Annotated in this window: 23 protein-coding genes; 1 reads left to right on the forward strand and 22 read right to left on the reverse strand. The window is 63.9% G+C overall.

Features of this window, described 5'->3' with window-relative positions; translation table 11 throughout:
* Positions 1-13 precede the first annotated feature (13 nt).
* The 7 genes from rpsP to TACI_RS07340 all read right to left on the reverse strand — a co-directional run bounded on the left by rpsP (position 14) and on the right by TACI_RS07340 (position 4,959).
* Positions 14-280, reverse strand: coding sequence for a 30S ribosomal protein S16 (gene rpsP / locus TACI_RS07310; RefSeq protein ID WP_012870158.1), 267 nt, complete (start codon positions 278-280; stop codon positions 14-16).
* A 48-nt stretch (positions 281-328) separates the two neighbouring features.
* On the reverse strand, positions 329-1,672 hold the full coding sequence (gene ffh, locus TACI_RS07315; RefSeq protein WP_012870159.1) for a signal recognition particle protein: 1,344 nt from the start codon (positions 1,670-1,672) through the stop codon (positions 329-331).
* Positions 1,665-2,015 (reverse strand): sigma factor-like helix-turn-helix DNA-binding protein, encoded by a 351-nt coding sequence (locus TACI_RS07320; RefSeq protein ID WP_012870160.1) that lies wholly within the window; start codon positions 2,013-2,015, stop codon positions 1,665-1,667. The genes ffh and TACI_RS07320 overlap by 8 nt, the downstream gene beginning before the upstream one ends.
* Positions 2,016-2,168: 153 nt before the next feature.
* Positions 2,169-2,426, reverse strand: a complete 258-nt coding sequence (locus TACI_RS07325; protein ID WP_012870161.1) for a hypothetical protein — start codon at positions 2,424-2,426, stop codon at positions 2,169-2,171.
* A gap of 5 nt (positions 2,427-2,431) precedes the next feature.
* Complete coding sequence (locus TACI_RS07330) at positions 2,432-2,860, reverse strand: hypothetical protein (RefSeq protein ID WP_012870162.1); 429 nt, start codon at positions 2,858-2,860, stop codon at positions 2,432-2,434.
* Positions 2,861-2,962: 102 nt separating this feature from the next.
* On the reverse strand, positions 2,963-3,739 hold the full coding sequence (locus TACI_RS07335) for a fumarylacetoacetate hydrolase family protein (RefSeq protein ID WP_012870163.1): 777 nt from the start codon (positions 3,737-3,739) through the stop codon (positions 2,963-2,965).
* A gap of 14 nt (positions 3,740-3,753) precedes the next feature.
* The gene (locus TACI_RS07340; RefSeq protein ID WP_164925207.1) at positions 3,754-4,959 is read right to left on the reverse strand and encodes a MalY/PatB family protein; all 1,206 of its coding nucleotides are present in this window, start codon (positions 4,957-4,959) and stop codon (positions 3,754-3,756) included.
* Positions 4,960-5,053: 94 nt separating this feature from the next.
* Here TACI_RS07340 and gpmA point away from each other — a divergent pair, with 94 nt between their 5' ends.
* Positions 5,054-5,803, forward strand: coding sequence for a 2,3-diphosphoglycerate-dependent phosphoglycerate mutase (gpmA, locus tag TACI_RS07345; protein WP_012870165.1), 750 nt, complete (start codon positions 5,054-5,056; stop codon positions 5,801-5,803).
* Positions 5,804-5,866: 63 nt separating this feature from the next.
* Here gpmA and TACI_RS07350 read toward each other — a convergent pair whose 3' ends face one another.
* The 15 genes from TACI_RS07350 to TACI_RS07415 form a co-directional block, all read right to left on the reverse strand.
* Entirely contained in the window at positions 5,867-6,586 is a 720-nt protein-coding gene (locus tag TACI_RS07350) for an ABC transporter ATP-binding protein (RefSeq protein ID WP_012870166.1), read from the reverse strand.
* Entirely contained in the window at positions 6,579-7,331 is a 753-nt protein-coding gene (locus TACI_RS07355; protein WP_242601093.1) for an ABC transporter ATP-binding protein, read from the reverse strand. Before TACI_RS07355 ends, TACI_RS07350 begins: the two co-directional genes overlap by 8 nt.
* Positions 7,324-8,184 (reverse strand): branched-chain amino acid ABC transporter permease, encoded by an 861-nt coding sequence (locus TACI_RS07360; RefSeq protein ID WP_012870168.1) that lies wholly within the window; start codon positions 8,182-8,184, stop codon positions 7,324-7,326. The genes TACI_RS07355 and TACI_RS07360 overlap by 8 nt, the downstream gene beginning before the upstream one ends.
* Positions 8,185-8,186: 2 nt before the next feature.
* Complete coding sequence (locus TACI_RS07365; RefSeq protein ID WP_012870169.1) at positions 8,187-9,059, reverse strand: branched-chain amino acid ABC transporter permease; 873 nt, start codon at positions 9,057-9,059, stop codon at positions 8,187-8,189.
* Between the two features lie 35 nt (positions 9,060-9,094).
* Complete coding sequence (locus TACI_RS07370; RefSeq protein WP_012870170.1) at positions 9,095-10,255, reverse strand: ABC transporter substrate-binding protein; 1,161 nt, start codon at positions 10,253-10,255, stop codon at positions 9,095-9,097.
* 14 nt (positions 10,256-10,269) lie between these two features.
* Positions 10,270-11,004 carry an FCD domain-containing protein gene (locus tag TACI_RS07375; RefSeq protein WP_012870171.1) on the reverse strand — a complete coding sequence of 245 codons (735 nt, stop codon included), beginning with the start codon at positions 11,002-11,004 and terminating at the stop codon, positions 10,270-10,272.
* A 171-nt stretch (positions 11,005-11,175) separates the two neighbouring features.
* Entirely contained in the window at positions 11,176-12,366 is a 1,191-nt protein-coding gene (locus TACI_RS07380; protein ID WP_012870172.1) for a M20 metallopeptidase family protein, read from the reverse strand.
* 4 nt (positions 12,367-12,370) lie between these two features.
* Positions 12,371-13,858 (reverse strand): sodium:solute symporter family protein, encoded by a 1,488-nt coding sequence (locus TACI_RS07385; RefSeq protein WP_012870173.1) that lies wholly within the window; start codon positions 13,856-13,858, stop codon positions 12,371-12,373.
* Positions 13,855-14,082: a DUF3311 domain-containing protein gene (locus TACI_RS09460; RefSeq protein WP_012870174.1), complete on the reverse strand. Its 228-nt coding sequence runs from the start codon at positions 14,080-14,082 to the stop codon at positions 13,855-13,857. The genes TACI_RS07385 and TACI_RS09460 overlap by 4 nt, the downstream gene beginning before the upstream one ends.
* A gap of 189 nt (positions 14,083-14,271) precedes the next feature.
* Positions 14,272-14,445, reverse strand: coding sequence for a hypothetical protein (locus TACI_RS09150; protein ID WP_012870175.1), 174 nt, complete (start codon positions 14,443-14,445; stop codon positions 14,272-14,274).
* Positions 14,446-14,702: 257 nt separating this feature from the next.
* Positions 14,703-16,226, reverse strand: coding sequence for a pyruvate carboxylase subunit B (locus tag TACI_RS07395; RefSeq protein WP_012870176.1), 1,524 nt, complete (start codon positions 16,224-16,226; stop codon positions 14,703-14,705).
* A gap of 99 nt (positions 16,227-16,325) precedes the next feature.
* Positions 16,326-19,853, reverse strand: a complete 3,528-nt coding sequence (gene nifJ, locus TACI_RS07400; RefSeq protein ID WP_012870177.1) for a pyruvate:ferredoxin (flavodoxin) oxidoreductase — start codon at positions 19,851-19,853, stop codon at positions 16,326-16,328.
* A gap of 324 nt (positions 19,854-20,177) precedes the next feature.
* The gene (gene hypD, locus TACI_RS07405) at positions 20,178-22,538 is read right to left on the reverse strand and encodes a trans-4-hydroxy-L-proline dehydratase (protein WP_012870178.1); all 2,361 of its coding nucleotides are present in this window, start codon (positions 22,536-22,538) and stop codon (positions 20,178-20,180) included.
* Between the two features lie 4 nt (positions 22,539-22,542).
* Positions 22,543-23,448, reverse strand: a complete 906-nt coding sequence (locus TACI_RS07410) for a glycyl-radical enzyme activating protein (RefSeq protein WP_012870179.1) — start codon at positions 23,446-23,448, stop codon at positions 22,543-22,545.
* A 37-nt stretch (positions 23,449-23,485) separates the two neighbouring features.
* Entirely contained in the window at positions 23,486-24,202 is a 717-nt protein-coding gene (locus TACI_RS07415; protein WP_012870180.1) for a GntR family transcriptional regulator, read from the reverse strand.
* Positions 24,203-24,210: the final 8 nt, after the last annotated feature.

The following is a 24,210-nucleotide window of genomic DNA, read 5'->3' on the forward strand; positions in this document are numbered from 1 at the left end:
GCTACCGGGCCCTTTAGGCCTTCTCAGCCTCGAACTTTTCCCAGACGCCGGTCTTCTTCAGCACCGCCCGGGCGGTGTCAGAGGGGGTGGCTCCCTGCTTAAGCCAGTAGAGGGCCCTCTCCTCGTTCACCTTCAGCTCCGCCGGATCGGTCATCGGATTGTAGGTGCCGATGAGCTCGATGAACTTGCCGTCCCTGGGGGAGCGGGAATCCGCCACCACCAAACGATAAAAGGGACTCTTCTTCCTCCCGTGACGGGCAAAACGAATGCGAACCGCCATGGACTCACACCTCCTGTTTTAATTGGTCTACGTCCCGGTGGGACGAACCTATCTGAAAAGACCCTTCAGCCCCGGCGGCACCTTGAAGCCCCTCTTGGGCCCCTTGCCGAAGGCCTTCATAAGGTCCTTCATCTGCTCGTACTGATGCAGAAGCTGGTTCACCATCTGAACCGACGTGCCAGACCCCTGGGCTATCCGCCTCCGGCGGGAGCCCTTTATTATCTCCGGGTTCCGCCTCTCCCGGGGGGTCATGGACAGGATTATGGCCTCCATGTGCTTGATCCTCTTGGGGTCCACGTTGGCGTCCTTCAAGGCCTTGCTGACCCCGGGGATCGGGAGCATCTCTATCACCTTCTCCAACGGGCCCATCTTCTGTACCTGCCGGAGCTGGATCAACATGTCCTCCAAGGTGAACCGGTTCCTCTTTATGCTCTCCGAGAGCCGCTCCACGTCCTCCTCGGACGTGGCCTGCTGGACCCGCTCGAGAAGCCCCATCACGTCCCCCATGCCCAGGATCCGCTGGGCCATCTTGTTGGGGTCGAAGACCTCCAGGTCGTCCACCTTCTCGCCCAACCCGGCGAGCCGGACCGGAGTCCCGGTCACCGCCCGGATGGCAAGGGCGGCGCCACCCCTGGCGTCCCCATCCAGCTTGGTGAGCACCACCCCGGTGAGCCCCAGCCGATCGTTGAAGGCGCTGGCAACCGACACCGCCTCCTGACCGGTCATGGAGTCCACCACCAGCAACACCTCGTGGGGGTTAACCGCCCCCTTGAGGTCCTGGACCTCCTGCATCAGCTCCTGGTCTATCTGGAACCGACCGGCGGTGTCCACTATCACCAGGTCCACCAGGGTCTCGGAGCACCTCTCCAGGGCCCGCCGGGCCACCCTTATGGGATCCGTCTCCCCCTCCTCGGGTCCCACGAAGGGGACTCCCACCGTGGAGGCCAGGACCCGTAGCTGCTCCACCGCGGCGGGACGCCTCAGGTCGCAGGCCACCAGCATGGGCCGGTGAGACCTCTTCATCTTGAGGGCTATCTTGGCGGCGGTGGTGGTCTTACCGGACCCCTGAAGGCCCACCATCATGTAGACCGTGGGCGGCTTGGGCGATATGGACAGGGGCTTGACCTCCCTGCCCATCAGGTCCAGTAGCTCCTCGAACACGATGGCGTAGACCTGCTGGGCGGGGGTTATGGACGAGAGGACCTCCTGGCCGGTGGCCCGCTGACGAACCCGCTCAACGAAGTCCTTGACCACCTTGTAGTTCACGTCCGCCTCAAGGAGGGCCAGGCGGACCTCCCTAAGGGCCAGCTTGACGTCCTCCTCGGTCAGCTTGCCCTTGCCCCTAAGGGAGGTGAAGACCTTCTCGAACCTATCCTTCAGGGAGTCAAACATCCCGCCCCTCCTCTCCGCCTATGAGCTTGGAAAGCTCTTCCACGAAATCCCCCGGGAGCCTTGACCCGTAGCGGTCCAGCAACCGCTTAAGCTCTCCCCGGAGCCGCTCCCGATCCTCCAGGACCCCAAGGGCCCTCTCCGCCTCCACCAGGTGCTCCCTGGACCGCTGAACCAGGTCGTGGGCCCCCTGTCGGCTCACCCCCAGCTCCACCGCCGCCTCCGAGAGACTGCAGTCCTCCAGGACCACCAGCTCGAAGGCCCTCCGCTGCTTCTCGGTCAGAAGACCACCGTAGAGGTCGTACAGCTCGCAGAGCCTAAGACGCTCATCCAACAGGTCTTCCATGGAGAACCCCCCAACGCCGCGCTAAACCCAAACGCAGGCCAAGGTAATTTAACACCCCCCGGGACGGCTGTCAAGCTCTTTTCCTTGACAGCCGTCCCGGGGGGCGCACAAACCAAGCCACCCCCCCAGGGGAGATGACCCGTCAACCTGGATCTAAAGCCTGCCGCAGTCGCACTCGGGGGTTCCGGAGAAGATCCCCTCCTCCACCTCCTGAAGGGCGGTCCACAGTTCGAAGAGGGCCTGGCGCTTGCACGAGAGGGCGTGGGCCACGGCGAACCGCACGCCGGGCTCCCCAGAGGACGCCCAGGCGTTGAGGAGCGAGTCTATTGACTTAAGCTCCTCCATCACCGCCCCCCTCAGGACGGAGGAGGCCCTTATGAGATCCATCACGTCGCCGGAAGGGCCGGACACCTGAATCAGTCCTCCTGGCAGCGGCACTGGGTCTCCAGGTAGTCCTTAAGCTCGTCCAGGAGGAACTCCTTGAGGATGTTCTGGGCCTCCCTGCGGACCTCCTCCCCCTTCTCCTTGAAGAACTTCTCCTTGATCTCCTCGGGGGCCGCCTCAATGCCCTCCCAGTCTATCTCCTCCATGAGGCCCTCCACGAAAGTTTCGTTTATGTCCGGCACCTGGACCCCCCAGTGGCCGTCGTCGTGCTTGACCTCCTGCCGATCCACCAGCACCGTCTCCACGATCTTCACATCCGGGCAGCAGCCGGAGCAGGCGCAGATCCCCTCGCCCCCCAGCCTCTCGTTGGCGTAGTGCTCCGCGTCGCTCCGGTTCCTGAAGACGTGGGCATCGTAACGCTCCCCATCCGCCTCTATGACAACCCATACCTTGTCGCCCATTCAAATCCCCTCCTCAACTCAGCGGATCAGGCCCCTAAGGACCTGCACTGGAACCAACCTGACGATCAGATATTACCCCTTAACAGGGCGGCCTTCAACGGGTTACAAATCCGCCTCGCAGGGGTTCGAAAGGCACCCGACCCCTCCTATCTCCACTTCCACCCGGTCGCCGGGGGACAAGGGGCCCACCCCAGCGGGGGTGCCGGTGGCTATCACGTCCCCGGGCATCAGGGTGGCGAATCGGCTCACGTGGGCTATGATCCTCTCCACCGGGAACGCCATCCGGCGGAACTGCCCCAGCTGTACCTGCCTTCCGTTCAGGCGGGTGACCAGGTCCCCCAGCTCCCGCCAGTCTCTCACCAGCCTCAAGCAGGGCCCCAGGGGACCGAAGGTGTCGAACCCCTTGGCCCGGGTCCACTGACCGTCGGACCGCTGGAGGTCCCGGGCGGTCACATCGTTGAAACCGGTGTACCCCAGGACGAAGTCCAGCGCCTCCTCCTCCGACACGTTCCGGCACCTCCGGCGGATCACCACCGCCAGCTCCCCCTCGTAGTCCACCCGGCCGACCCAAGGGGGGATCCGGACCGGATCCTGGGGGCCCACCACACACGTGCCGGGCTTCATGAAGATCAGCGGCTCCTCCGGCACCCGGTTGCCCAGCTCCTCCGCGTGCTCCACGTAGTTCCTGCCAACGCAGTAGACGTAAGGGGGAGTCACGGGGGGCAGGAGCCTCACTTCCTCCAATGGGACCCTAAGACCCGTCTCCTCCATGGGACCGAAGGGGTCCGACGAAACCTGGTGAACCACCTGTCCCCGGATGAGACCGAACCGGGGCGTGCGGTCCTCCATCATGAACCTGCAGAACCTAAGATCCTCCATCGGCCAATCCCTCCTCAAGCAGACCCCCTGGGGCCCAATATGACCGCCCGGGCACCCTCCTCGATCCGGCCCAATGCCTCCTCCAGCATCGCCCTGGGACAGCCGAAGTTGAGCCGGGCGAAGGCCTGATGCCCCTCCGCGAAGGACTCCCCCTTGTTCAGCGCAAGCCCCAGGCACTTCAGGAACCCCGCGGCGGTAAGGCCCGTGTCCCGAAGGAGGCCTCCGAAGTCTATCCACATGAGGAACGTCCCCTCCGGCACCGTGGGGATCACCCCGGGTATGGAGCCGAGGCGCCGGACCGCCAGGTCCCGGTTGGCCTTAAGGTACGAGAGCAACCCCTCGAGCCAGGCCTCCCCGGCGGAGTAGGCGGCCCCCATGGCCCGCTGGCCAAGCTCGTTACCCTGGTCCATGAACAGGTTGTTCAGCTCCGTCTCGTAGGCCCGCCTCATGGCCCCGTTGGGGATTATCCCGTAGGCGGTGTAGAACCCCGCCAGGTTGAAGGTCTTGCTGGGGGACGAGAAGAGAATGGAGCCCTCCCGGGCCCAGGGACTCACCGACGGGAAGGGCACGTGCCCGGGGGATCCATCGTAGACCAGGTCACAGTGGATCTCGTCGGATATGACCAGAACCCCATACCTCTCCGCCAGGGCCGCCAGGGCCTCGAGCTCCCCACGGGTCCAGACCCGCCCGGTGGGGTTGTGGGGGCTACAGAACAGAAGCGCCCTCGCGCCGGAGGCGAAGATCTCCTCCAGCCCGTTCAGGTCCATATGGTACCTCCCGTCCCGCATGACCAGGGGGTTCTCCACCAGGACCCGGCGGTTGTTCTCCACCACCCAGCGGAAGGGGGGGTATATGGGGGTCTGGACCGCCACCCGGTCCCCCTCCCGGGTGAAGAGCCGGATGGCCAGCGCCACTCCCCCCATGACCCCGTGGCTGTGGCATATCCAGCCCGGGTCCACCTCCCAGCGGTGCCTCCTGCCCCACCAGCGGGCCACAGCCTCCACCGCCCGCTGGTCCCTAACCGGGTACCCGAAGATCCCGTGATCCACCCGGCGGCGAAGCTCCTCCACCACCTCCTCCGGGACCCGGAACTCCGTGTCGGCGATCCAGAAGGGCAGCATACCCCTGGGGTGCTCACCGAAGATCCGATCCAGGAGGTCCCACTTCTTGCACCCGGTCCCCGCCCTGGGCACCGGCTCGTGGAAATCGAACAACCCCATCCCCCCCGTGGGAAGCTTGCATCCCTTATCTTATGAGAATATCATTTGTCCGAGATCGGAGAGATGATCACTCCAACCTAGGAAGGTGATTAGATTGTACAAGATAGTTCTGGTGCGACACGGGGAGAGTCAGTGGAACCAGGAGAACCGGTTCACCGGCTGGACCGACGTGGACCTGTCCCCCAAGGGGATAGAGGAGGCCCGGAAGGCGGGCAGGACCCTCAAGGAGGAGGGCTTCACCTTCGACCTGGCCTACACTTCGGTGCTCAAGCGGGCCATCCGGACCCTGTGGCTCATCCAGGAGGAGATGGATCTCATGTGGATCCCCGTCAAGCCCTCCTGGAGACTGAACGAGCGTCACTATGGAGCGCTGCAGGGGCTCAACAAGGCGGAGACCGCGGAGAAGTACGGGGAGGAGCAGGTAAAGATCTGGCGCAGGAGCTACGACGTGCGGCCCCCCATGCTGAACCAGGGGGACGAGAGGGACCCCATCCTGGACCCCCGCTACAGGGACCTTCCCAGGGAGCTGGTGCCCCTGGGGGAGTGCCTCAAGGACACGGTGGCCCGGGTGCTCCCCTACTGGAACGACGAGATCGTCCCTTCCCTCAAGGAGGGGCGCAAGGTCCTGCTGGTGGCCCACGGGAACAGCATAAGGGCCCTGGTCAAGTACCTGGACAACGTGTCCGACCAGGACATCCTGGAGCTCAACATCCCCACCGGCATACCCCTCCTCTACGAGCTGGACGAGAACTTCAAGCCCATATCCAGCCGCTACCTGGGGGACCCGGAGGAGATCGCCAAGGCCCAGCAGGCGGTGGCCAACCAGGGGAAGGCCAAGAAGTAAGGCACCAACTCAGACTCAAAGGGGGGAGGCCTGGCCTCCCCCCTCTACAGGTCCCGTCGGCGGCTAGTCGGATGGGATGCCAACCCCATCCCCCAGGTAGGCCCTTCTCACCGCCGGATTCGACGCCACCTGACGGGACGGACCCTCCAGCACCACCGATCCCCCCTCCAGCACGTAGGCCCGCTGGGATATCTCCAGTGCCAGCTCCGCGTTCTGCTCCACCAGGAGGACCGAAACGCCCCTTCGGTTGACCTCCAGTATGGCGTCCATCACCCGGTCCACCATGAGGGGCGAGAGCCCCAGGGTGGGCTCGTCCAGTAGCATCAGGGACGGGCTGGACATGATGGCCCTCCCTATGGCCACCATCTGCTGCTCCCCCCCGGAAAGGGAGCCCGCCAGGGTATCCATCTTGTCCGACAGGGGGGGGAATATCTGCAACACTTCCTCGATGGTCCCCGGGGCCTCGTCCCTGGGGCGGGTGAAGGCCCCCATTAGCAGGTTTTCCCGGACCGTGAGCTCCGGGAAGAGGCGCCGCCGCTCGGGCACCAGGGCCATGCCCATCCGGGCCACCCGGGAGGGATTGGGGGGCAGGGGGGATCCGTTGAAGGTCACCCCGCCCGCCATGGGCCTTAGGACCCCCGCCAGGGTCCACATTAGGGTGGACTTCCCCGCCCCGTTGGACCCCACCAGCGCCACCAGCTCCCCGGCTAAGACCTCAAGGCTGACCCCCTTCAGGGCCTCGATCTTGCCGTAGCTGACCCGGAGGGACTCCACCTTAAGCACCTACCGCCCACCTCCTCCGGCCCATGTAGGCCTCCATCACGTCCCGGGACCCCAGCACCTCCGACGGGGTCCCCTGGAAGAGGATGGAGCCGAAGTTCATCACCGTCACCCGGTGGCATATCCGCATGATCACGTCCATGTGATGTTCTATGAGGATCACCGTGAGGCCGAAGGCCTGACGCACCTGGGTGATAAAGTCCCCCAGGCGGCGGGACTCCTCGGGGTTCATCCCCGCCGCGGGCTCATCCAGGAGGAGTAGCCTGGGCCCCGACGCCAGCGCCCGGGCGATCTCCAGCTTCCGCTGGAGCCCGTAGGGCAGGGTGCCCGCCCCCCGGTCCCACATGTCCGCCAGCCCCACCCGGTCCAGCAGGTCCATGGCCTTTCGACGGACGTCCCGGCCCCCGAAGCCCAGGAGGGACCTCAAGGGTCCCTCGGCCTGGAGCATGGGGATGCACACGTTCTCAAGACACGACAGGTTATGGAAGAGCCTTATGTTCTGGAAGGTCCTCGCCATGCCCAGCTTGACTATCCTGTGGGGGGCCAGGGCGGTTATATCCCGGCCCCGGAAGATCACCCGGCCCCCGTCGGGGCGCACCGCGCCGGACACCAGGTTGAAGACCGTGGTCTTTCCCGCCCCGTTGGGGCCTATGAGGCCCCATATGAGCCCCTCCTCCACCTCCATGGAGAGGGACCTCACCGCCGCCACGCCCCCGAAGCTCTTGGAAAGGCTCTCCAGCCTAAGCACGCCCGTCACCTCTCCCCCTGAAGGCGGGCAGTAGCTGCCACACCTCCCGATACCCCATTAGGCCCTTGGGCCTCAAAACCATCATGGCCACCAGGATCAGCCCGTAGGCCGCAAGGCGCCACATCTGGGCCATGCGGAGAGCCTCCGGCAGGGCCACGAAGATGAAGGCCGCCAGCAAGGGGCCCGTGAGGCTCCCCATGCCCCCCGCTATGACCGCCGCCAGCAACATGGTGGACTGGGTCAGGGTGAACATGGAGGGCTGGACGAAGGAAAGGTAATGGGCCATGAGGCCACCGGAGAGGCCACACAGGGCGGCGCTGAACGCCAGGGAACAGAGCCTCACGGTGAACAGGCTCACCCCCGCCATCTGGGCCGCCACCGGATCCTCCCGGACCGCGGCGCAGCTCCGGCCCAGGGGGGACCGGACGAAGTTGAAGGCCAGAGCCAGCGCCAGGGCGAGGCACCCGAAGATCCAGGCCGGGGTGGAGAAGGGTTCCAGCCCGGGGAGCCCCCTGGCGCCATTGGTGAGGTCCAGGTTCTCCACCAGCACCCGGAACGCCTCCCCGAAGCCCAGGATGGCGATGGCGAAGTAGTCGCTCCTAAGGTCCGCCTTCAGAGCCGGGGCACCCACCAGGAGGCCGACCAGGGCGGCCATCAGGGAGCCCGCCAGCAGGGCCAGGGGGAAGGGAACGAAGTAGTAGTAGGTCAGGATGGCGGACCCGTAGGCCCCAATGCCCACAAAGGCGGAGTGCCCCAGGGAGAACATGCCGGTGAAGCCGGTGAAGATGGCGAGCCCCAGGACCGCTATTCCGTTTATGGCCCCCAGGGACAGGATGGACAGCACGTAGTCCATGGCTATATCCTCTCCGCGGACCTGCGGCCCATGAGGCCGTTTGGCCGGACCAGGAGCAGCACCACCAGGAGGCCGAAGCTGAACACGTCCCGCATGACGCTGGAGACGTAGGTGGAGACAAAGGTCTCCAGGAGCCCCAGGAGGATCCCCCCCACCAGGGCCCCCGGCAGGCTCCCCAGGCCCCCTATGACCGCCGCTATGTAGGCCTTGTTGGTAACCCAGCCCATGGTGGGGTAGACCAGGTACTTTATGCCCAGGAAGACCCCCGATATGCCCCCAAAGAGCCCCGCCAGGAAGAAGACCACCGAGATGAGCCGGTCCACGTTGACCCCCATGACGGCACACATGGTCATGTCCTGCACCGCCGCCCTTATGGCCATACCGGTCCTGGACCGGGTGAGGAACAGGTTGAGCCCCCAGATGGCCAGGAGGGAGAACCCGAAGGCCCAAAGGTCCATGAGGCTTATCGAGGCCCCAAGGAGGTGGACCGAGGTGCGCGGGAAGAACTCCGGGAAGGAGTAGAACCGGGACCCTATGGTGGCGTAGACCAGGTTCTCCAGCAGGACCGCACAGCCCATGGCGGATATCATGAGGTAAAGGGAGGGGGATCCCTTCCGGCGGATGGCCGAGTAGGCCAGCTTCTCGTTCAGGATCCCGATCACCCCCGCCCCCACGGCGCTCAGGGCCACCACCAGGCCCAGCCCCAGGTTGAGCCTCATGGCGAGCCCCAGGCCCATGTAGGCCCCGAGCATTATCACCGCCCCGTGGGCGAAGTTGCTGAAGTTGAGCACGCTGAACACCAACGAGTACCCCAGGGCCATGAGGGCGTACACACCCCCCACCGAGAGGCCGGTTATCAAGGTCTGCAAGAACAACGGGATCTACGCCTCCTGCCTGGATCGGACGCCGCCTAGCGCCCCTTTGGATCGAACTTCTTGACGAACTGGAACGAACGGGCCTTCACGTCCACCCTCTGGATCACCGCCGGCTTGTCGAGCGGGTCGTGGGTCTTGGGGTCAATGGTCAGGGTGCCGCTGGTGACCTTGAGGTTCCGGGTGTTCTCCATGGCCCGGGCCATCCTCTCCCCGTCGGTGCCCTTGGAGACCTTTATGGCGTTCACGATCAGCAGCAGGGCATCCTGGGCCATGACCGGGTTGGGCAACACCGGATCCGCCCCGTAGGCCCTCCTGTACTCCGCCACGAAGCCCTTTATGTCCGGATCCGAGAGGTCCGTCAGGTTCACGAAGTAGCTGCCGTGCACCGCGTTGCCCCCCAGGTCGATTATATCCGGGCTCCCCCAGTTGTCGGTGCCCAGCAGGGTGGAGCGGATGCCCATGTCCCTAGCCTGCTTGGCCGCCATGGCGGCCTCCTTCTGGCTGGTGGGGATGAAGATCACGTCGGGCTTGACGGAGCGGATCTTGCCCATCTGGGCCCGGTAGTCCAGCTCGTCGGTCCGGAAGGCCTCCTTGGCCACCACCTTGCCCCCCTCCTTTGCGAAGGCCTCCTCGAAGTAGCGGGCCAGCCACTGGCCGTAATCGGAGCCCACATCGTAGAGGATGGCGGCGGTCCTGGCCTTGAGGTCCCGGTAGGCGAACCGGGCCGCCACGGTGCCCTGGAAGGGGTCGATGAAGCAGGGGCGGAAGACGAAGGCCCGGGTCTTGCCGGTCCTCTTGTCGATGGTGACGTAGGGGTTGGTGGCGGTGGTGACCACCATGGGGATCCTGGCCCTCTCCACCACCGGGGCGGTGGCTATGGCGTTGCCGCTCTGGGCGGGGCCTATTATGGCCACCACCCGGTCGTCGATGAGCCGACGGGCCACGTTCACCGACTCCACCGGATCGTTACGGTTGTCGTAGCTTATGAGCCTTATCTTTCGCCCAAGTACGCCCCCCTGGGCGTTTATCCTCTTCACCAAAAGATCCAACGCCAGCTTCTCCGACTGGCCCCACATGGAGGCCCCGCCGGTGAGCGACACCGAGTGACCTATCTTTATCTCCTCCGCCGCCGGAGCCCCGGAGACCAAAGCCATGACCAGCAGCATCGCCCCCCCCAGCCACGCAAAGAACCTCATCGATACCCCTCCCTCTAAGGTAGTTTAGCTTCCTCCAAGCCGGACGAAAGGCGCCGGCAGTCCTCAACCAGGTTGTCTATGTGCCGCCTCATGGCCATCTCCGCCCCATGGGGGTCCCGGCGTTCCACCGCCTCCATGATGGACCGGTGGTCCGAGTTGGCCAGCCGTCCCGAGAGGCGGCGCACCATCTCAAGCCCCCGGGCGTCGAAGGGGTTCTGGCGAAGGAGCTCCACCACCGCCACCAGTAGCCGGTTGCCGGAGGCCATGGCCAGCATGCGGTGAAAGCGGCCATCCTCCTCCCAGACCGGGTTTCCCCGCCGGACCGCCTCCTCCATGCACTCCACCGATGCCCACAGGGCCCTTATCTGGTCCTCAGTGGCCCGTTGGGCCGACAGGCGGGCCACCTCCTGCTCCACCGCCCTTCTAGCCTCCAGCAGGTCCATGATCCGGTCCCTCTCGTCGGAGAGGATTGAGTCCACCAGATTGCTGGCCATGGACCTGCTGACGCTGTCCCGCTCCAGCAACTCCAGCCGTTTCAGCCCCAGGTCGGTTATCTTGCGGCCCTTGTTCCGGTCCTTCCTGAGCATTCCGAGGATCTCCAGGTCCACCAGGAGGCGACCCACCGTCGCCTCGGAGACGAAGATGCCCCGCCTCTCCAGCTCCCTCCTTATGGCCCCGGCCCCCATGGGGACCATCGAGTCCCTTATGATCATGAGGACGTTAAGCTCCAGCTCCGCTCCCCTGTCCAAGTTGGAAGGACACCCCCATTCCCCCTGCTGTTGATGAGTGATGAGTGGTGATCGAATGGGTTAGAGGGTACACCAGGGGGCCGGGGGTGTCAACGGGAAATGGCGAAAAGTGGAATGAAAAGCCTGGACCGGGCCCAAGGCCGGGTCCAGGCGGTCGCTGCTTAGCCTGTCTCAGCTGAGCTTGGACAGGAAGCGGAGGGCCAGGACGGCCAGGAGGGCGCTGCCCCGGGGGAGGACCTGGTCGTCCACGTCGTACTCCGGATGGTGCTGGGGATGCACGACCCCCTTGGCCTCGTTCATTATACCCAGGAACAGGAACGTGCCCGGCACCTTCTCCAGGTACAGCCCCATGTCCTCCGCTCCCATGGTGGGGGGGATCTCCTGAACCTCGGTGGGACCGAACATCTCCCGGGCCACCTGGGCCGCCTCCAGCGTCAGCTCCGGATGGTTCACCGTGGGGGGCAGCACCCGGTTGTACCTCACCTCCGCCCTGCAGTTCATGGCGGAACAGATCCCCTCGCATATTCGCCTCAACCTGCCCGGCATTGACTCCCACACACCCCGGCCGAAGGTCCTGACCGTGCCCCTCAAAAGCGCCCGGTCGGGTATCACGTTGAACGTGGTGCCCGCCTCCATGTGGCCGCAGGTGACCACCGCAGGCTCCAGGGGGTCCACCTCCCGGCTAACGATGGTCTGAAGGGAGGTTATCACCGCCCCGGCGGCCACGATGGGGTCCGCCGCAAGGTGAGGCACCGCCCCATGTCCCCCCTTGCCCAATATGAGGCACTCCCACTCGTCTGCGGAGGCCATGAAGGGACCCACCCGGTACCCCACCAGCCCGGAGGGCATGGTGCCCCACACGTGGAGCCCCGCTATGGCCCCAACCCCATCCAGGACCCCCTCCTCTATCATGGCCCTGGCGCCGCTGCTGTGAGGGGACTCCTCCGAGGGCTGGAAGATGAGCCTAACCCTGCCGGGCAGCCGATCCCCCATGTCAATCAGCACCTTGGCGGCCCCCAGCAGCATGGTAACGTGGGCATCGTGGCCGCAGGCGTGCATGACCCCGTCACGGCGGGACCTGTAGGGGGCACTGCCCCTCTCCTGGATGGGGAGCGCGTCCATGTCCGCCCTAAGGGCCACGCAGGGTCCCGGACGTCCGGGGTCGATGTCCGCCACCACCCCCGTGTCGGTCCCCTTCACCCCCACCCGGACGGAGGTACAGCCGAAGGACCTCAGTATCTCCGCCACCCTCCGGGATGTCTCCACCTCCTGGAATGAGAGCTCCGGGTTTGCGTGAAACCAGCGCCGCCACTCGGTCAGCTGGGGCCCCATGGCCTCCGCCGCCTCGAGAATCCAGTCCATCACCCTACGCCACCTCCCCATCGGACAGGGCCGACTTGAATCGGTTCAGCCTGGCGTCATCCACCGGCTCGGTGAACGCGCTCACAACCCAAACGGTTGCGAAGTTAAGGATCAGCCCCACGAACCCGGGCTGCAGATCGAACGGGGCCTTTATCCCCCCGAACTGGAACATGAACAGGGCGGACAGACCAACCACAAGGCCGCTGATCACCCCCCACTTGGTGGGTCTTTCGGAGAAGACCCCCAACACCACCCCGGGGAAGAACTGGGTTATGCCCGAGTAGCCAACGATCAGAAGGTTAACCAGCATCGACGGGGCCAGGAAGGCGAAGACCAGCGCCACCACGGTGTAAAGCACCACCAGCCCCCTCCCCGCCCTCGCCACCTGCATGTCCGTCATCCGGGGGAGCAGGCCCTTCTGCATTATGTTCCGGGCGGTCAGGTTGGCGGCGGTAAGGATCAATCCCGATGAGGTGGATATGGAGGCCGCAAGGCCCCCGGCTCCCAGTAGCCCAACCACCCAAGGGGGCGTGCTGTCAAGAAGCGCCACGAACATGGCGTGGTCCGGCTTGGCTATCTTGAGCCCGAAGGAGGGATCCACCGCCCCCTTGGCGGCCACCGCGAAGCCAACTATTATCACCGGCACCATGGCCAGCTGATACAGGGGCAGTATCACCGCGTTGCGCCTAACCACGTTCTCGTCCTTGGCGCTGTAGGTGGCGGCGAAAAGATGGGGCCACATCCAAAAGCCCAGCCCGGAAAGCAGGGCGGTGGAGGCGTACCAGAACATCCCGTTGCCCGATGTGTCCGGCAGCACCAGGTGCGTGGGCCTGAGCTCCGCCAAGGTCTCAAACATCCTACCAACCCCTCCGAAGTAGTTCCTGGACACCAGGAAGCCAACGGAGGCCATGCCGACCAGCATGATTATGGCCTGCATGAAGTTGGTCCACCCTATACCCCTTAGGCCCGATACGTAGACGAAGATGACCGCCGCAACGAAGCTGATTAGAACCGCCCACTGCCAGCTTATGGCCCCCCCGGAGGCGAGCTGCACTATCATGCCGCTGCCCATTATCTGAAGCTGCAGGTAGGGGATTATGAACACCACCCCTATGATCGCCGCCAACACACCAAGCCCCTTGCTTCCGTACCTGTCTTCCAGGTAGTCCGGCTGACTTATGTAGTTCATCCTCTTGCCCAGCCGGTTTATGCGTGGACCCAGGAGGAAGTATATGGCGTAGGCTATGGAACCGTAGGCCAAGGCGTAGGTGATGCTCATACCCTTGCTGTAGGCCCACCCGGCCAGGCCCAGGAAGGCGAAGGAGCTGTATATCTCCGCCGCCGCGGTGGTGTAGAAGAGGATCAGGCCAAAGGACCTACCCGCCACGAAGTACTCCTCCATGCTGAAGGCCCTGTTACGCCCCGCCATTATCCCGACCACCGTGGTGGCCAGAAGCCAGCCGAATATGATCACAAGGGCAACGTTGATCAACGTCCATCCCCCCTCTCCTTGGTCCAATAGGCCATGGCTATCCATAGGGATGTGAAAAGGATCATCAGAGACTGCCAGAAGAGGAGGAACGGCATCCCCAAAACCATGGGCGTCAACCGATTAGCCAACCATGTCACCGGTGGCATGAACCCCAATACGGCCAACACGAGAAAGACCAGGCCTCGTCTCTCGCCCCTCGTCAAACCCAATATTTTCACCCCCATAAAATATATTTAAGATACCATGTTATGATATATCATAGAGCCATTCCGGGGTCAATGGATAAAATGAGCCGGAAAATTAAGGCTTCTGCGCTCCAATAAAAAACTCGAGGGCCGCCCAAGCGGCCCTCAGGAAACCTCCGGCGTATTCAACTTTTCAGCTCTCCCTTGACCGATCCAAGGCATACCGCCCTATATGGAGAGGGGGGCCATCACTATGAAGGACACGCAGAGGCTCACCGCCCCAAAGAAGGCGTGGCGAACCCTGGAGGGCACCAGCATGTGAAGCCCCATGCCCACCACGTCCAATAGCTCCAGAAGCCCGAAGACCGAGAGACAGAACGCCGCCAAAGCCAGGTACGTCATACCAACCTACCTCCTCTCATGGTCTCACACCTAACTGGTCCTCTCTTACCATCCCCAGCTTGCCCATATGCTACAAAAACCCGTCCTTAATGTGAAGCTTTTCTCCACTTAACGTCAATAAATGCCATAAAAACCGCCGGGACCCGGCTTGACAAAATAAAATCCACCGCCTCGGGCCCCAGATGGGACCTGGACGGTGGATCCTAAAAATGTAAAACCTTTGCTGGTTTAAAAGCCTTTCTACTTGCCCGGCCCCGCTACACCGGGTAGGCGGCCCCCTCCCGGAGCTCCTCGAAGCCCACGTCCCTCAGGGTGGACCGGGCGTACTTCCGGGGCAGGAAGTCCTTGGCCACCTGGGGGAACAGCACGTAGGACAGCACATCCTCGGGCTGAAGCACCCAGGGCTCCACCTCCCGGTAGGCCCTCTCCAGCTCGGGCTCCAGGAGCTCCCCGGGACGGCAGGTGATGGGCTCCTCGTCCCCAAGCACCTTCCGCTGGATCTCCGGGTCCACCGGCGCAGGGGTGCGGCCGTAGTAGCCCTGAAAGACCTGGCGGACCTCCTTGGGTACCACCTTCCACCTCTCCCCCACCAGCACGTTGGCCGCCGCCTGGCTACCCACTATCTGGCTCGTGGGGGTCACCAGAGGAGGATAGCCCATCTCCTTCCTGACCCGGGGCACCTCCTCCAGCACCTCCCTCAGCTTGTGAAGCGCCCCCTGCTCCTTGAGCTGGCTCTGCAGGTTGGAGTACATGCCACCGGGCACCTGGTAGATCAGGATGTTTATATCTACCCCCTGAACCCCCATGATGAGCTTCGAGTACTTCTCCCTGAGACGCGAGAAGTGCTCCGCCACCGGCAACAGCTTCTCCAACGATAGCCCGGTGTCGAAGGCCCCTCCCGCCAGGGCGGCCACCATGGTCTCCGTGGCGGGCTGGCTGGTCCCCATGGAGAAGGGGGATATGGCACAGTCCACCACGTCCGCCCCGGCCATTATGGACGCCAGGTACGTCATGGCGGCGAAGCCGCTGGTGTAGTGGCTATGGACCTGCAGGGGCACCCTGCCTATCCGGGACTTTATGGCGGACACCAGCTTCCCCGCCTCGGTGGGGGACAGAAGCCCCGCCATGTCCTTTATGCATATGGAGTCCGCCCCCATGGAGACCATATCCTCCGCCTGCTTCACGAAGGACTCCAGGGTGTGCACCGGCGATATGGTGTAGGAGATGGCCAGCTGCAGGTGAGCCCCCTCCCGCTTGACCTGGTCCGCCGCCACCTCCATGTTCCTAAGGTCGTTAAGGGCGTCGAAGATCCTTATGATGTCTATCCCGTTACCCACCGCCCTCTTCACGAACTCCCTGACCACGTCGTCCGCATAGTGCCGGTACCCCACCAGGTTCTGGCCCCTCAGAAGCATCTGGAGCTTGGTGTTGGGCATCCTGCGGCGGAGCTCCCGCAGCCTCTCCCAGGGATCCTCGTCCAGGAACCGCATGCAGGCATCGAAGGTGGCGCCCCCCCAAACCTCCATGGAGTGGTACCCCACCTGGTCCATGGCCTCCGCTATGGGGATCATGTCCTCGGTCCTGAGACGGGTGGCCATTATGGACTGATGGGCATCCCGGAAGGCGGTCTCGGTTATACCAATCCTGCGGGGACCGACCGCAAAGGGATCCCGAAAGCACCCCTTGGGGGCCGCCGACTCCCCAGCCGTAGCGGGCGCCTCGGACACCTTAACGTAAGCCCTGCGCTTACCGTTGTCATTGCTCATCCTATCCTGAGACAACTCCTCCACACCTCCAAGCTCCCCTGTATATTCCAAATGTTCCGCCCATTCAAAAAGGGGCGGGGGTCCTACCCCCGCCCCTCCGACACCAACCGGGGCCTAGCCCTCCATGGGCATCTCCGCCAGGTGCTTGTAGAGCCTCCACCTCTGGCGAAGCTCCCGCTCCTCCTCCTGGAGAAGCGCCTCCGCCTCCTCGGGGTTCATCCTCTGAAGGGCGCTGTAGCGGGTCTCGTTGTAGACGTAGTCCTTCAGCGGAAGGGTGGGTTCCTTGCTGTCCAATATTAGAGGGTTCTTGCCCTCCTTGGCAAGCAGCGGGTTATAGCGCATGAGTATCCAGTGCCCGGACTCCACCGCCCGCTTCTGCTGCTCGAACCCGTGCCTCAGGTCGAACCCGTGGTTGATGCAGTGGCTGTAGGCGATGATCATGGAGGGACCGTCGTAGGCCTCCGCCTCCAGGAAGGCCTTGACGCACTGGCTGTCGTTGGCCCCCATGGCCACCCTAGCCACGTAAACGTGACCGTAGGTCATGGCCATCATGGCCAGGTCCTTCTTCCCCTGCCTCTTGCCCCCCGCGGCGAACTTGGCTATGGCACCCCTGGGGGTTGACTTGGACATCTGGCCGCCGGTGTTGGAGTAGACCTCCGTATCCAGCACCAGGATGTTCACGTTCCTGTTCATGGAGATCACGTGGTCCAGCCCGCCGTAGCCGATGTCGTAGGCCCAGCCGTCGCCGCCCACGATCCACACGCTCTTCTTCACCAGCGCGTAAGCCACGGTGAGGAGCTCCATGGCCTCGAAGGTGCCTATCTCGCAGAGCTTGTCCTCCAGGATGGCCACCCGCTCCCGCTGGGCCTCGATCTCCTCCTCGGTGGTCTGCTTGGCCTCCAGGATGGCGGTCACCAGCTCGTCCCCGATCTGGGGGGCCATCTTCTTGAGCAGCACCCGGGCGTAGTCCGCCTTCTGGTCCAGCGCGAGCCGGAAGCCCAGGCCGAACTCCGCCGCGTCCTCGAAGAGGGAGTTGCTCCAAGCGGGCCCCCTGCCCAGGTCGTCGTAGGTCCAGGGGGTGGTGGGCAGGTTGCCGCAGTATATGGAGGAGCAACCGGTGGCGTTGGCCACCAGCATCCTGTCGCCGAACAGAGCGGAGGCCAGCTTAAGGTACGGGGTCTCACCGCAGCCGCCGCAGGCGCCGGAGAACTCGAAGAGGGGCCGCAGGAGCTGGATGTCCTTGACGGTGCTCTTGTTCAGCTTGCTCCTGTCCATGTCGGGGATGGCCAGGAAGTAGTCCCAGTTCTCCGCCTCCTGGTCCCTCAAGGGGAGCTTGGACTCCATGTTGATGGCCTTGCGCCCCGGGTTGGCCTTGTTCTTGGCGGGACAGTTCTGCACGCACAGGCCGCAGCCGATGCAGTCCTCCGGGGCCACCTGAACGGTGTACTTCATCCCCTGGAAGTCCTTCCACTTGGCATCCGCGGACTTGAAGGCGGCGGGGGCCCCCTCGAGGAGCTTGGGATCGTACACCTTGGCCCTTATGGCCGCGTGGGGACAGGCCAGGGAGCACTTGCCGCACTGGATGCACACCTCCGGATCCCACACGGGGATGTCGATGGCGATGTTCCTCTTCTCGTACTGGGAGGTGCCGGTGGGATAGGTCCCATCGGGCGGCAGGGCGGATACGGGCACCGAGTCCGCCTCGTCGATGAGCATGGGGCCCAGGACCTCCTTGACGAAACAGGGGGCCCACTGGGACATGGGGGGCTTCAGGTCGAAGGTGCTGGTCACCTGGGACGGCACCTTGACCTGGTGGAGGTTGGACAGGGTGGCCTCCACCGCCTCGATGTTCCTCATCACCACGTCCTCACCCTTCTTGCCGTAGGTCTTCTTGATGGACTTCTTTATCTGCTCGATGGCCTCCTCCCGGGGGAGAACGCCGCTTATGGCGAAGAAGCAGGTCTGCATTATGGTGTTGATGCGGCCGCCCATGCCGGTCTCCTTGGCGATGGAGACCGCATCGATCACGTAGAACTTGAGCTCCTTCTCGATGATCTCCCGCTGGATGGTGATGGGCAGCTTGTCCCACACCTGGTCGGGGCCGTAGGGGCTGTTGAGGAGGAACACTCCACCCTTGGCGGCCCTCTTGAGCACGTTGAGCCGCTCGATGAAGGAGAACTGATGGCAGGCCACGAAGTTGGCGTTGCTGATCAGGTAGGAGCCCCTTATGGGCTTGGGACCGAAGCGCAGGTGGCTTATGGTGAGCCCGCCGGACTTCTTGGAGTCGTAGACGAAGTAGCCCTGGGCGTTGTAGTCCGTCTCCTCGCCGATGATCTTTATGGAGTTCTTGTTGGCCCCCACGGTGCCGTCAGACCCCAGGCCGTAGAACAGGCACCGGACCGTCTTGGGATCCTCGGTGACGAAGCTGGGATCGTAGTCGATGGATAGGTAGGTGACGTCGTCCTCGATGCCCACGGTGAAGCCATTCTTGGGCTCCAGCTTGTCCAGCTCATCGAAGACCCCCTTCACCATGGCGGGGGTGAAGTCCTTGGATGAGAGGCCATAGCGGCCGCCCACCACCATGATCTCCGGCCGGTTGGCCAGGGCCTCCACCACGTCCTTGTAGAGGGGCTCCCCGTTGGCGCCGGGCTCCTTGCAGCGGTCCAGCACCGCGATGGACCGGACGGTGGCGGGTAGCGCCTCCAGTAGCCTCTCGGCGCTGAAGGGCCTGAACAGGCGGACCTTCACGAGCCCCACCTTCTCGCCCCGCTCCACCAGGTGCTCCACGCACTCGTGGGCCACCTCAGCACCGGAGCCCATCATGATGATCACCTTCTCCGCGTCCCGGGCCCCCACGTAGTCGAAGAGGTGATAGTGCCGGCCGGTTATCTTGGCGAACCGGTCCATGGCCCGCTGGACGCAGTCCGGCATGGCCATGTAGTAGGGGTTCCGGGTCTCCATGGACTGGAAGAAGGTGTCCGGGTTCTGGGCGGTGCCCCGGATGACCGGGTCATCGGGGTTCAGCGCCCTCTCCCGGTGAGCCCTCACCAGGTCCTCGTCGATCATGGCCCTCATGTCGTCGTAGGTGATCTGCTCCACCTTGGCCACCTCGTGGCTGGTCCTGAAGCCGTCGAAGAAGTGCAGGATGGGGATCCGACCCTCCAGGGTGGCCGCCTGGGCGATGAGGGCCATGTCCATGACCTCCTGGACCGAGCCGGAGCAGAGGAGCGCCCAGCCGGTGGACCTGGCGGCCATAACGTCCGAGTGGTCACCGAAGATGGAGAGCGCATGGGCCGCCACGGACCTGGCGGAGACGTGCATCACCGTGCTGGTGAGCTCTCCGGCGATCTTGTACATGTTGGGGATCATCAGCAGGAGCCCCTGGGAGGCGGTGAAGGTGGTGCCCAGCGCCCCCGCCTGCAGAGCCCCATGGTAGGAGCCGCTGGCCCCCGCCTCGCTCTGCATCTCAACCACAGTGGGCACCGCTCCCCAGATGTTGGTCCTACCCTCGGCGCTCCACTGATCCGCCCACTCCCCCATGTTGGACGAGGGGGTGATGGGGTAGATGGCTATGACCTCGTTGGTCGCATGGGCCACGTAGGCCGCCGCTTCGTTACCATCCAGCGTAACCTTCGGTCGCATCCTATCCTACCTCCTTGATTTTCCCTCTATCCCGTGGGGCCCGGGATAAGGGGGGCATGTTCCCGCCTCCGCATCCTGCCCCAATCGGGAACATTATAACAAACTCACGAAAGGTGGTATAACTTCCGCCAACCGGCTGAAGCGGATTTCACATTGCATTTGCAAGCCAAAAACCCGCATAAACTAGATCAAAAGTTGGCAGATTGCCACCTATCGCCTTACCCATGCCACCCGCACAAGATACCACATAGTCCAAAAAAGGGGGAGCCCCACGGCTCCCCCCAAAATTACGAATTTCACATTTACTCCCCGAGCTCCCCTGGCCTATATCTCCTCCTGGGCGGTCCTGGCTATGATCTCCTCCTGATGGTACCGGTCCAGGTCCACGAAGTAGTCGCTGTACCCCGCCACCCGGACCAGCAGGCCCCGGTAGGCCTCCGGGTTCTCCTGGGCGTCCCTGAGGGTCTTGGTGTCCACCACGTTGAACTGGATGTGATGCCCCCCCAGGCGGAAGTAGGTCCTTATGAGCCCGCACAGCTTCTCCAGCCCCTCGTCCCCCGCCAGGACCGACGGCAGGAATCGCTGGTTCAGCAGGGTGCCGCCAGACTTGACTTGGTCCATCTTGGACAGGGACTTTATGACCGCCGTGGGGCCGTTCCTGTCCGCCCCGTGGGAGGGGGAGGTGCCGTCCGACTCGGGGGCATGGGCGAACCGGCCGTTGGGGGTGGCCCCAAGCTTCTTCCCGAAGTAGACGTGGCAGGTGGTGGACAGCATGTTTATGTGGTAGGTCTCCCCCTTTGGGGACCTCTTCCCCTCGATGGCGTCCACCAGCGACTGGTAGACCCGCCTCATTATCCCGTCCGCGCGGTCGTCGTCGTTGCCGAAGAACGGGGTCCGGTTCCACACGTACTGCCGCATCTCCTCGTAGCCCATCCAGTTGGCGTCGCAGGCCTCCACCAGCTCCCTCAGGGTGAAGCGCCCCTCGTCATACACGTGCTTCCTTATGGCGGACAGGCTGTCCGTCACGGTCCCTATGCCGCAGCACTGGATGTAGTCCGTGTTGTACTTGGGCCCCCCGTCGTAGTAGTCCCTCCCCTTCTCGATGCACCCCTCGATGAGCACCGACAGGAACGGGGCCGGGGCGTAGCGGGCGAACATGGCGCTTAAGAAGTTGTCCACCCGGACCTTCACGTCCACCACGTACCTGAGCTGCCGCTCAAAGGCCTGGTAGAGCTGATCGAAGGTCTCGAAGTCCTCCAGGGATCCGGTGCTTATCCCTATCCTCTTGCCGGTTAGGGGGTCCACCCCATCGTGGAGGGTTATCTCCAGTATCTTGGGCACGTTGAGGTACCCGTGAAGGATGTAGGCCTCCCGGCCGAAGCAGCCGGTCTCGATGCAGCCGCTGGTGCCCCCCTCCCGGGCATCCTCCACCGTCTTGCCCATCCGGACCTGCTGCTGAACCACCAGGTCTGAGTTGAAGACCGAGGGATACCCGGATCCCCGGCGGATCACCTTGGCCGCCGCCCTGAGGAACCGCTCGGGGGTACGCTGGGATATGTGAACGCTCACCTGGGGCTGCAGGAGTTGAAGCTCGTCCAACACCTCCAATATCAGATACGATACCTCGCTGGTACCGTCGGATCCGTCCCGCCGCACCCCTCCAAGGTTTATCTGGGTGAAGTCGTTGTAGGTGCCGCTCTCCTGGGCGGTGACCCCCACCTTCGGGGGGGCTGGGGTGTTGTTAACCTTTATCCAGAAGCAGGACAGGAGCTCCTTGGCAAACTCCCGATCCAACGTCCCATCCGCCAGCCCCTTCTCGTAGAAGGGCTCCAGGTGCTGGTCCAAGTGCCCGGGGGACATGGCGTCCCAGCCGTTGAGCTCCGTTATGGTGCCAAGATGGCAGAACCAGTACATCTGCAGGGCCTCCCAGAAGTCCCTGGGAGCCTTGGCGGGGACCCACCGGCACACCTGGGCGATCTTGAGTAGCTCCTCACGCCGCTTCGGGTCCGCCTCCGAGGCGGCCATCCTCTCCGCCTCCTCCGCGTGCCTCCGGGCAAAGATGATGGCCCCATCGCAAGCTATGTCCATGGCCTTTAGCTCCTCGTCCTTGGCCAGGGCCTCCGGATCGTTCAGCCAATCGATGGCCTCCCGGGCCGCCCGGATCCTCTCCTTGAAGTCCTCCAGCCCCATCCGGTAGATGTTGCCCCCCAGGGCGGTGTGCCCCGGGGCCCGCTGCTCCATGAACTCGGTGAAGCACCCCGCCTCGTACAGATCCAGCCACTCCTTGGGCATCCTCTCAAAGGCCCTGTCCCTCATGGACCTGCCCCGCCAGTAGGGGATCACCCGCTCCTCGTAGGCGCGGATGTCCTCCTCCGACACGGAGTAGCTGGTCATGGGCCGGGAGTTCAGGGTCTTCAGGTCCTCCACCGAGTGGCACGTGAGCTCCGGGAAGGTGGAGACCGCCTTGGGCCTGGGCCCCCGCTCCCCCACTATGAGGTCCAGGGGGCCTATGTATATGGTCTTCCTCTCACACAGGTTCTTGAAGTTCATGGCACGAAGGACCGGCGTGGAGTACCGGCCCTCGTTCTCCCGGTAGAAGTCGGTCACCAAAAGGGCCCTCTCGATGGATATGCTGGGCTTGGTGACAAAGCTCTCCTCCCTCAGACGGGCTATCCTCTCGTTCATCCTCTCATCCCCCCACTTTGACTTCCAGTCCCATGCCCTCTAGGCATTCCACCACCTGCGCGATCCGCTCCTTCGATGGGGCATCCCCCTCGAAGGGCTCAAGCGGCAGATCCTCCCCCAGGCGCCGGCCCTTCACCAGTCCAGCGGAGTGGTAGGGAAGGACGCTCAACCGCCTGATTCCGATTGACGCAAGGAACTCCCCCATGGCGGACAGGTTCCCTGGGGAGTCGTTGACAGCGGGTATCATTGGGAACCGGACCCACACGTTGGCCCCCTCCTCCGCCAGGGCCTTCAGGTTCTCCAGGATGGGCACGTTGCTGACCCCGGTGTGAAGCCGGTGGGCCCGGTCGTCCATGTGTTTGAGGTCGTAGAGGATCAGATCCGATAGGTGCGATACCCGAAGGACCAGGTCCACCGGGGCGTAGCCGCTGGTGTCCACCGCCGTGTGGATCCCGCAGGACTTGAGAAGCTCCAGGCTCTCCAGGAGGAACTCCCCCTGGGAGAGGGGCTCACCCCCCGAGAGGGTCACACCCCCGCCGGACTGGTCGTAGAAGATCTCGTCCTTCAGGGCCTGGGCCAGAAGCTCCCTGGGGGTCATGGCCCATCCCAAAAGCCGCATGGCGTCTGCGGGGCACGCCTGGGCGCACATGCCGCACCGGACACACCTGGAGCGGTCCAGCCTCAGGTGCTCCCCGTAGGATATGGCCCCCGCCGGACAGGCTAGGGCGCACCGGCCACAGCCCACGCACCGCTCCGGAAAGTGCCAGACCGAGGGCTCGAAGTCCAGCCCCTCCGGGTTGTGGCACCACCGGCACCTCAGGGGACAGCCCTTGAGGTGGAAGGTGGTCCTTATGCCGGGACCGTCGTGGATGGAGTAGCGCTTGACGTCGAACACCAACCCCTTGACCATTTCGATTCCCCCCGGGGCCGGCGCGTCAAGCCCGGCCCTACAAGTCCTTGGCCGCCTCCCGCTGGCCCCTGTCCCTTATGGGGTCCAGCTCGTTCTGGCTGGCGAAGTAGTACTTCCTTATGAAGCGCTCCTGCACTTGGAAGGACCAGTGCACGTCCCTTATGAACTCCGCGGCCCCGTTGAAGTCCCGCCGGTCCAATAGGTCCACCAGCTGGTCGTGCTCTCCCACCGAGTTGAGCTCCCACTCCCGGACGAACCCCTTGCTTCGGGGGAAGTCGTAGAGTCGCTCCTTCAGTATCCGCACCGTGTGGAGGAGGTCCCGGTTCTCCGATAGGCTGAGGTAGGTGTTGTGGAAGTCCAGGTTCAGCTTGTAGAAGAGGTTGAAGTCGTCGTACTCCAGGGCCTCCCTCATGGCGGAGTTGAGCTCCCTCATGCGGGCCACCTCCGGATCCCCTATCTTCACCGCCTCGTTGACAACCACCGCCCCCTCCAGGGCCCCCAGGATCTCGTAGATGTTCTTGATGGTCTGCAGGTCCAGCTGGTTCACCATGATGCCCCGCCGGGGGTAGATGGTGACGAAGCCCTCCGCCTCCAGCTGGAATAGGGCGTCCCTCAAGGGCGTCTTGCTCATCCCCAGGTTCCTGCTTATCTCCCCCAGGTCCAGGAAGGACCCCTGCTTTATCCGCCCCTCGTTCATCTCCCGCTTGAGGTACTCGTAGACCTGCTCCCGCAGCGACTTAAGGTTAAGCTCCAAGACTAAAG

The organism is Thermanaerovibrio acidaminovorans DSM 6589 (assembly GCF_000024905.1).
Lineage (GTDB): Bacteria > Synergistota > Synergistia > Synergistales > Synergistaceae > Thermanaerovibrio > Thermanaerovibrio acidaminovorans.

What these genes read in the sequence shown, in the direction of transcription:
- rpsP (WP_012870158.1), bottom strand. Translation starts at nt 280, where the DNA reads ATGGCGGTTCGCATTCGTTTTGCCCGTCACGGGAGGAAGAAGAGTCCC.
- TACI_RS07335 (WP_012870163.1), bottom strand. Translation starts at nt 3,739, where the DNA reads ATGGAGGATCTTAGGTTCTGCAGGTTCATGATGGAGGACCGCACGCCC.
- TACI_RS09150 (WP_012870175.1), bottom strand. Translation starts at nt 14,445, where the DNA reads ATGACGTACCTGGCTTTGGCGGCGTTCTGTCTCTCGGTCTTCGGGCTT.
- TACI_RS07380 (WP_012870172.1), bottom strand. Translation starts at nt 12,366, where the DNA reads ATGGACTGGATTCTCGAGGCGGCGGAGGCCATGGGGCCCCAGCTGACC.
- TACI_RS07340 (WP_164925207.1), bottom strand. Translation starts at nt 4,959, where the DNA reads ATGGGGTTGTTCGATTTCCACGAGCCGGTGCCCAGGGCGGGGACCGGG.
- TACI_RS07370 (WP_012870170.1), bottom strand. Translation starts at nt 10,255, where the DNA reads ATGAGGTTCTTTGCGTGGCTGGGGGGGGCGATGCTGCTGGTCATGGCT.
- nifJ (WP_012870177.1), bottom strand. Translation starts at nt 19,853, where the DNA reads ATGCGACCGAAGGTTACGCTGGATGGTAACGAAGCGGCGGCCTACGTG.
- TACI_RS07330 (WP_012870162.1), bottom strand. Translation starts at nt 2,860, where the DNA reads ATGGGCGACAAGGTATGGGTTGTCATAGAGGCGGATGGGGAGCGTTAC.
- TACI_RS07320 (WP_012870160.1), bottom strand. Translation starts at nt 2,015, where the DNA reads ATGGAAGACCTGTTGGATGAGCGTCTTAGGCTCTGCGAGCTGTACGAC.
- TACI_RS09460 (WP_012870174.1), bottom strand. Translation starts at nt 14,082, where the DNA reads ATGGGGGTGAAAATATTGGGTTTGACGAGGGGCGAGAGACGAGGCCTG.
- ffh (WP_012870159.1), bottom strand. Translation starts at nt 1,672, where the DNA reads ATGTTTGACTCCCTGAAGGATAGGTTCGAGAAGGTCTTCACCTCCCTT.
- TACI_RS07360 (WP_012870168.1), bottom strand. Translation starts at nt 8,184, where the DNA reads ATGGACTACGTGCTGTCCATCCTGTCCCTGGGGGCCATAAACGGAATA.
- hypD (WP_012870178.1), bottom strand. Translation starts at nt 22,538, where the DNA reads ATGAACGAGAGGATAGCCCGTCTGAGGGAGGAGAGCTTTGTCACCAAG.
- TACI_RS07410 (WP_012870179.1), bottom strand. Translation starts at nt 23,448, where the DNA reads ATGGTCAAGGGGTTGGTGTTCGACGTCAAGCGCTACTCCATCCACGAC.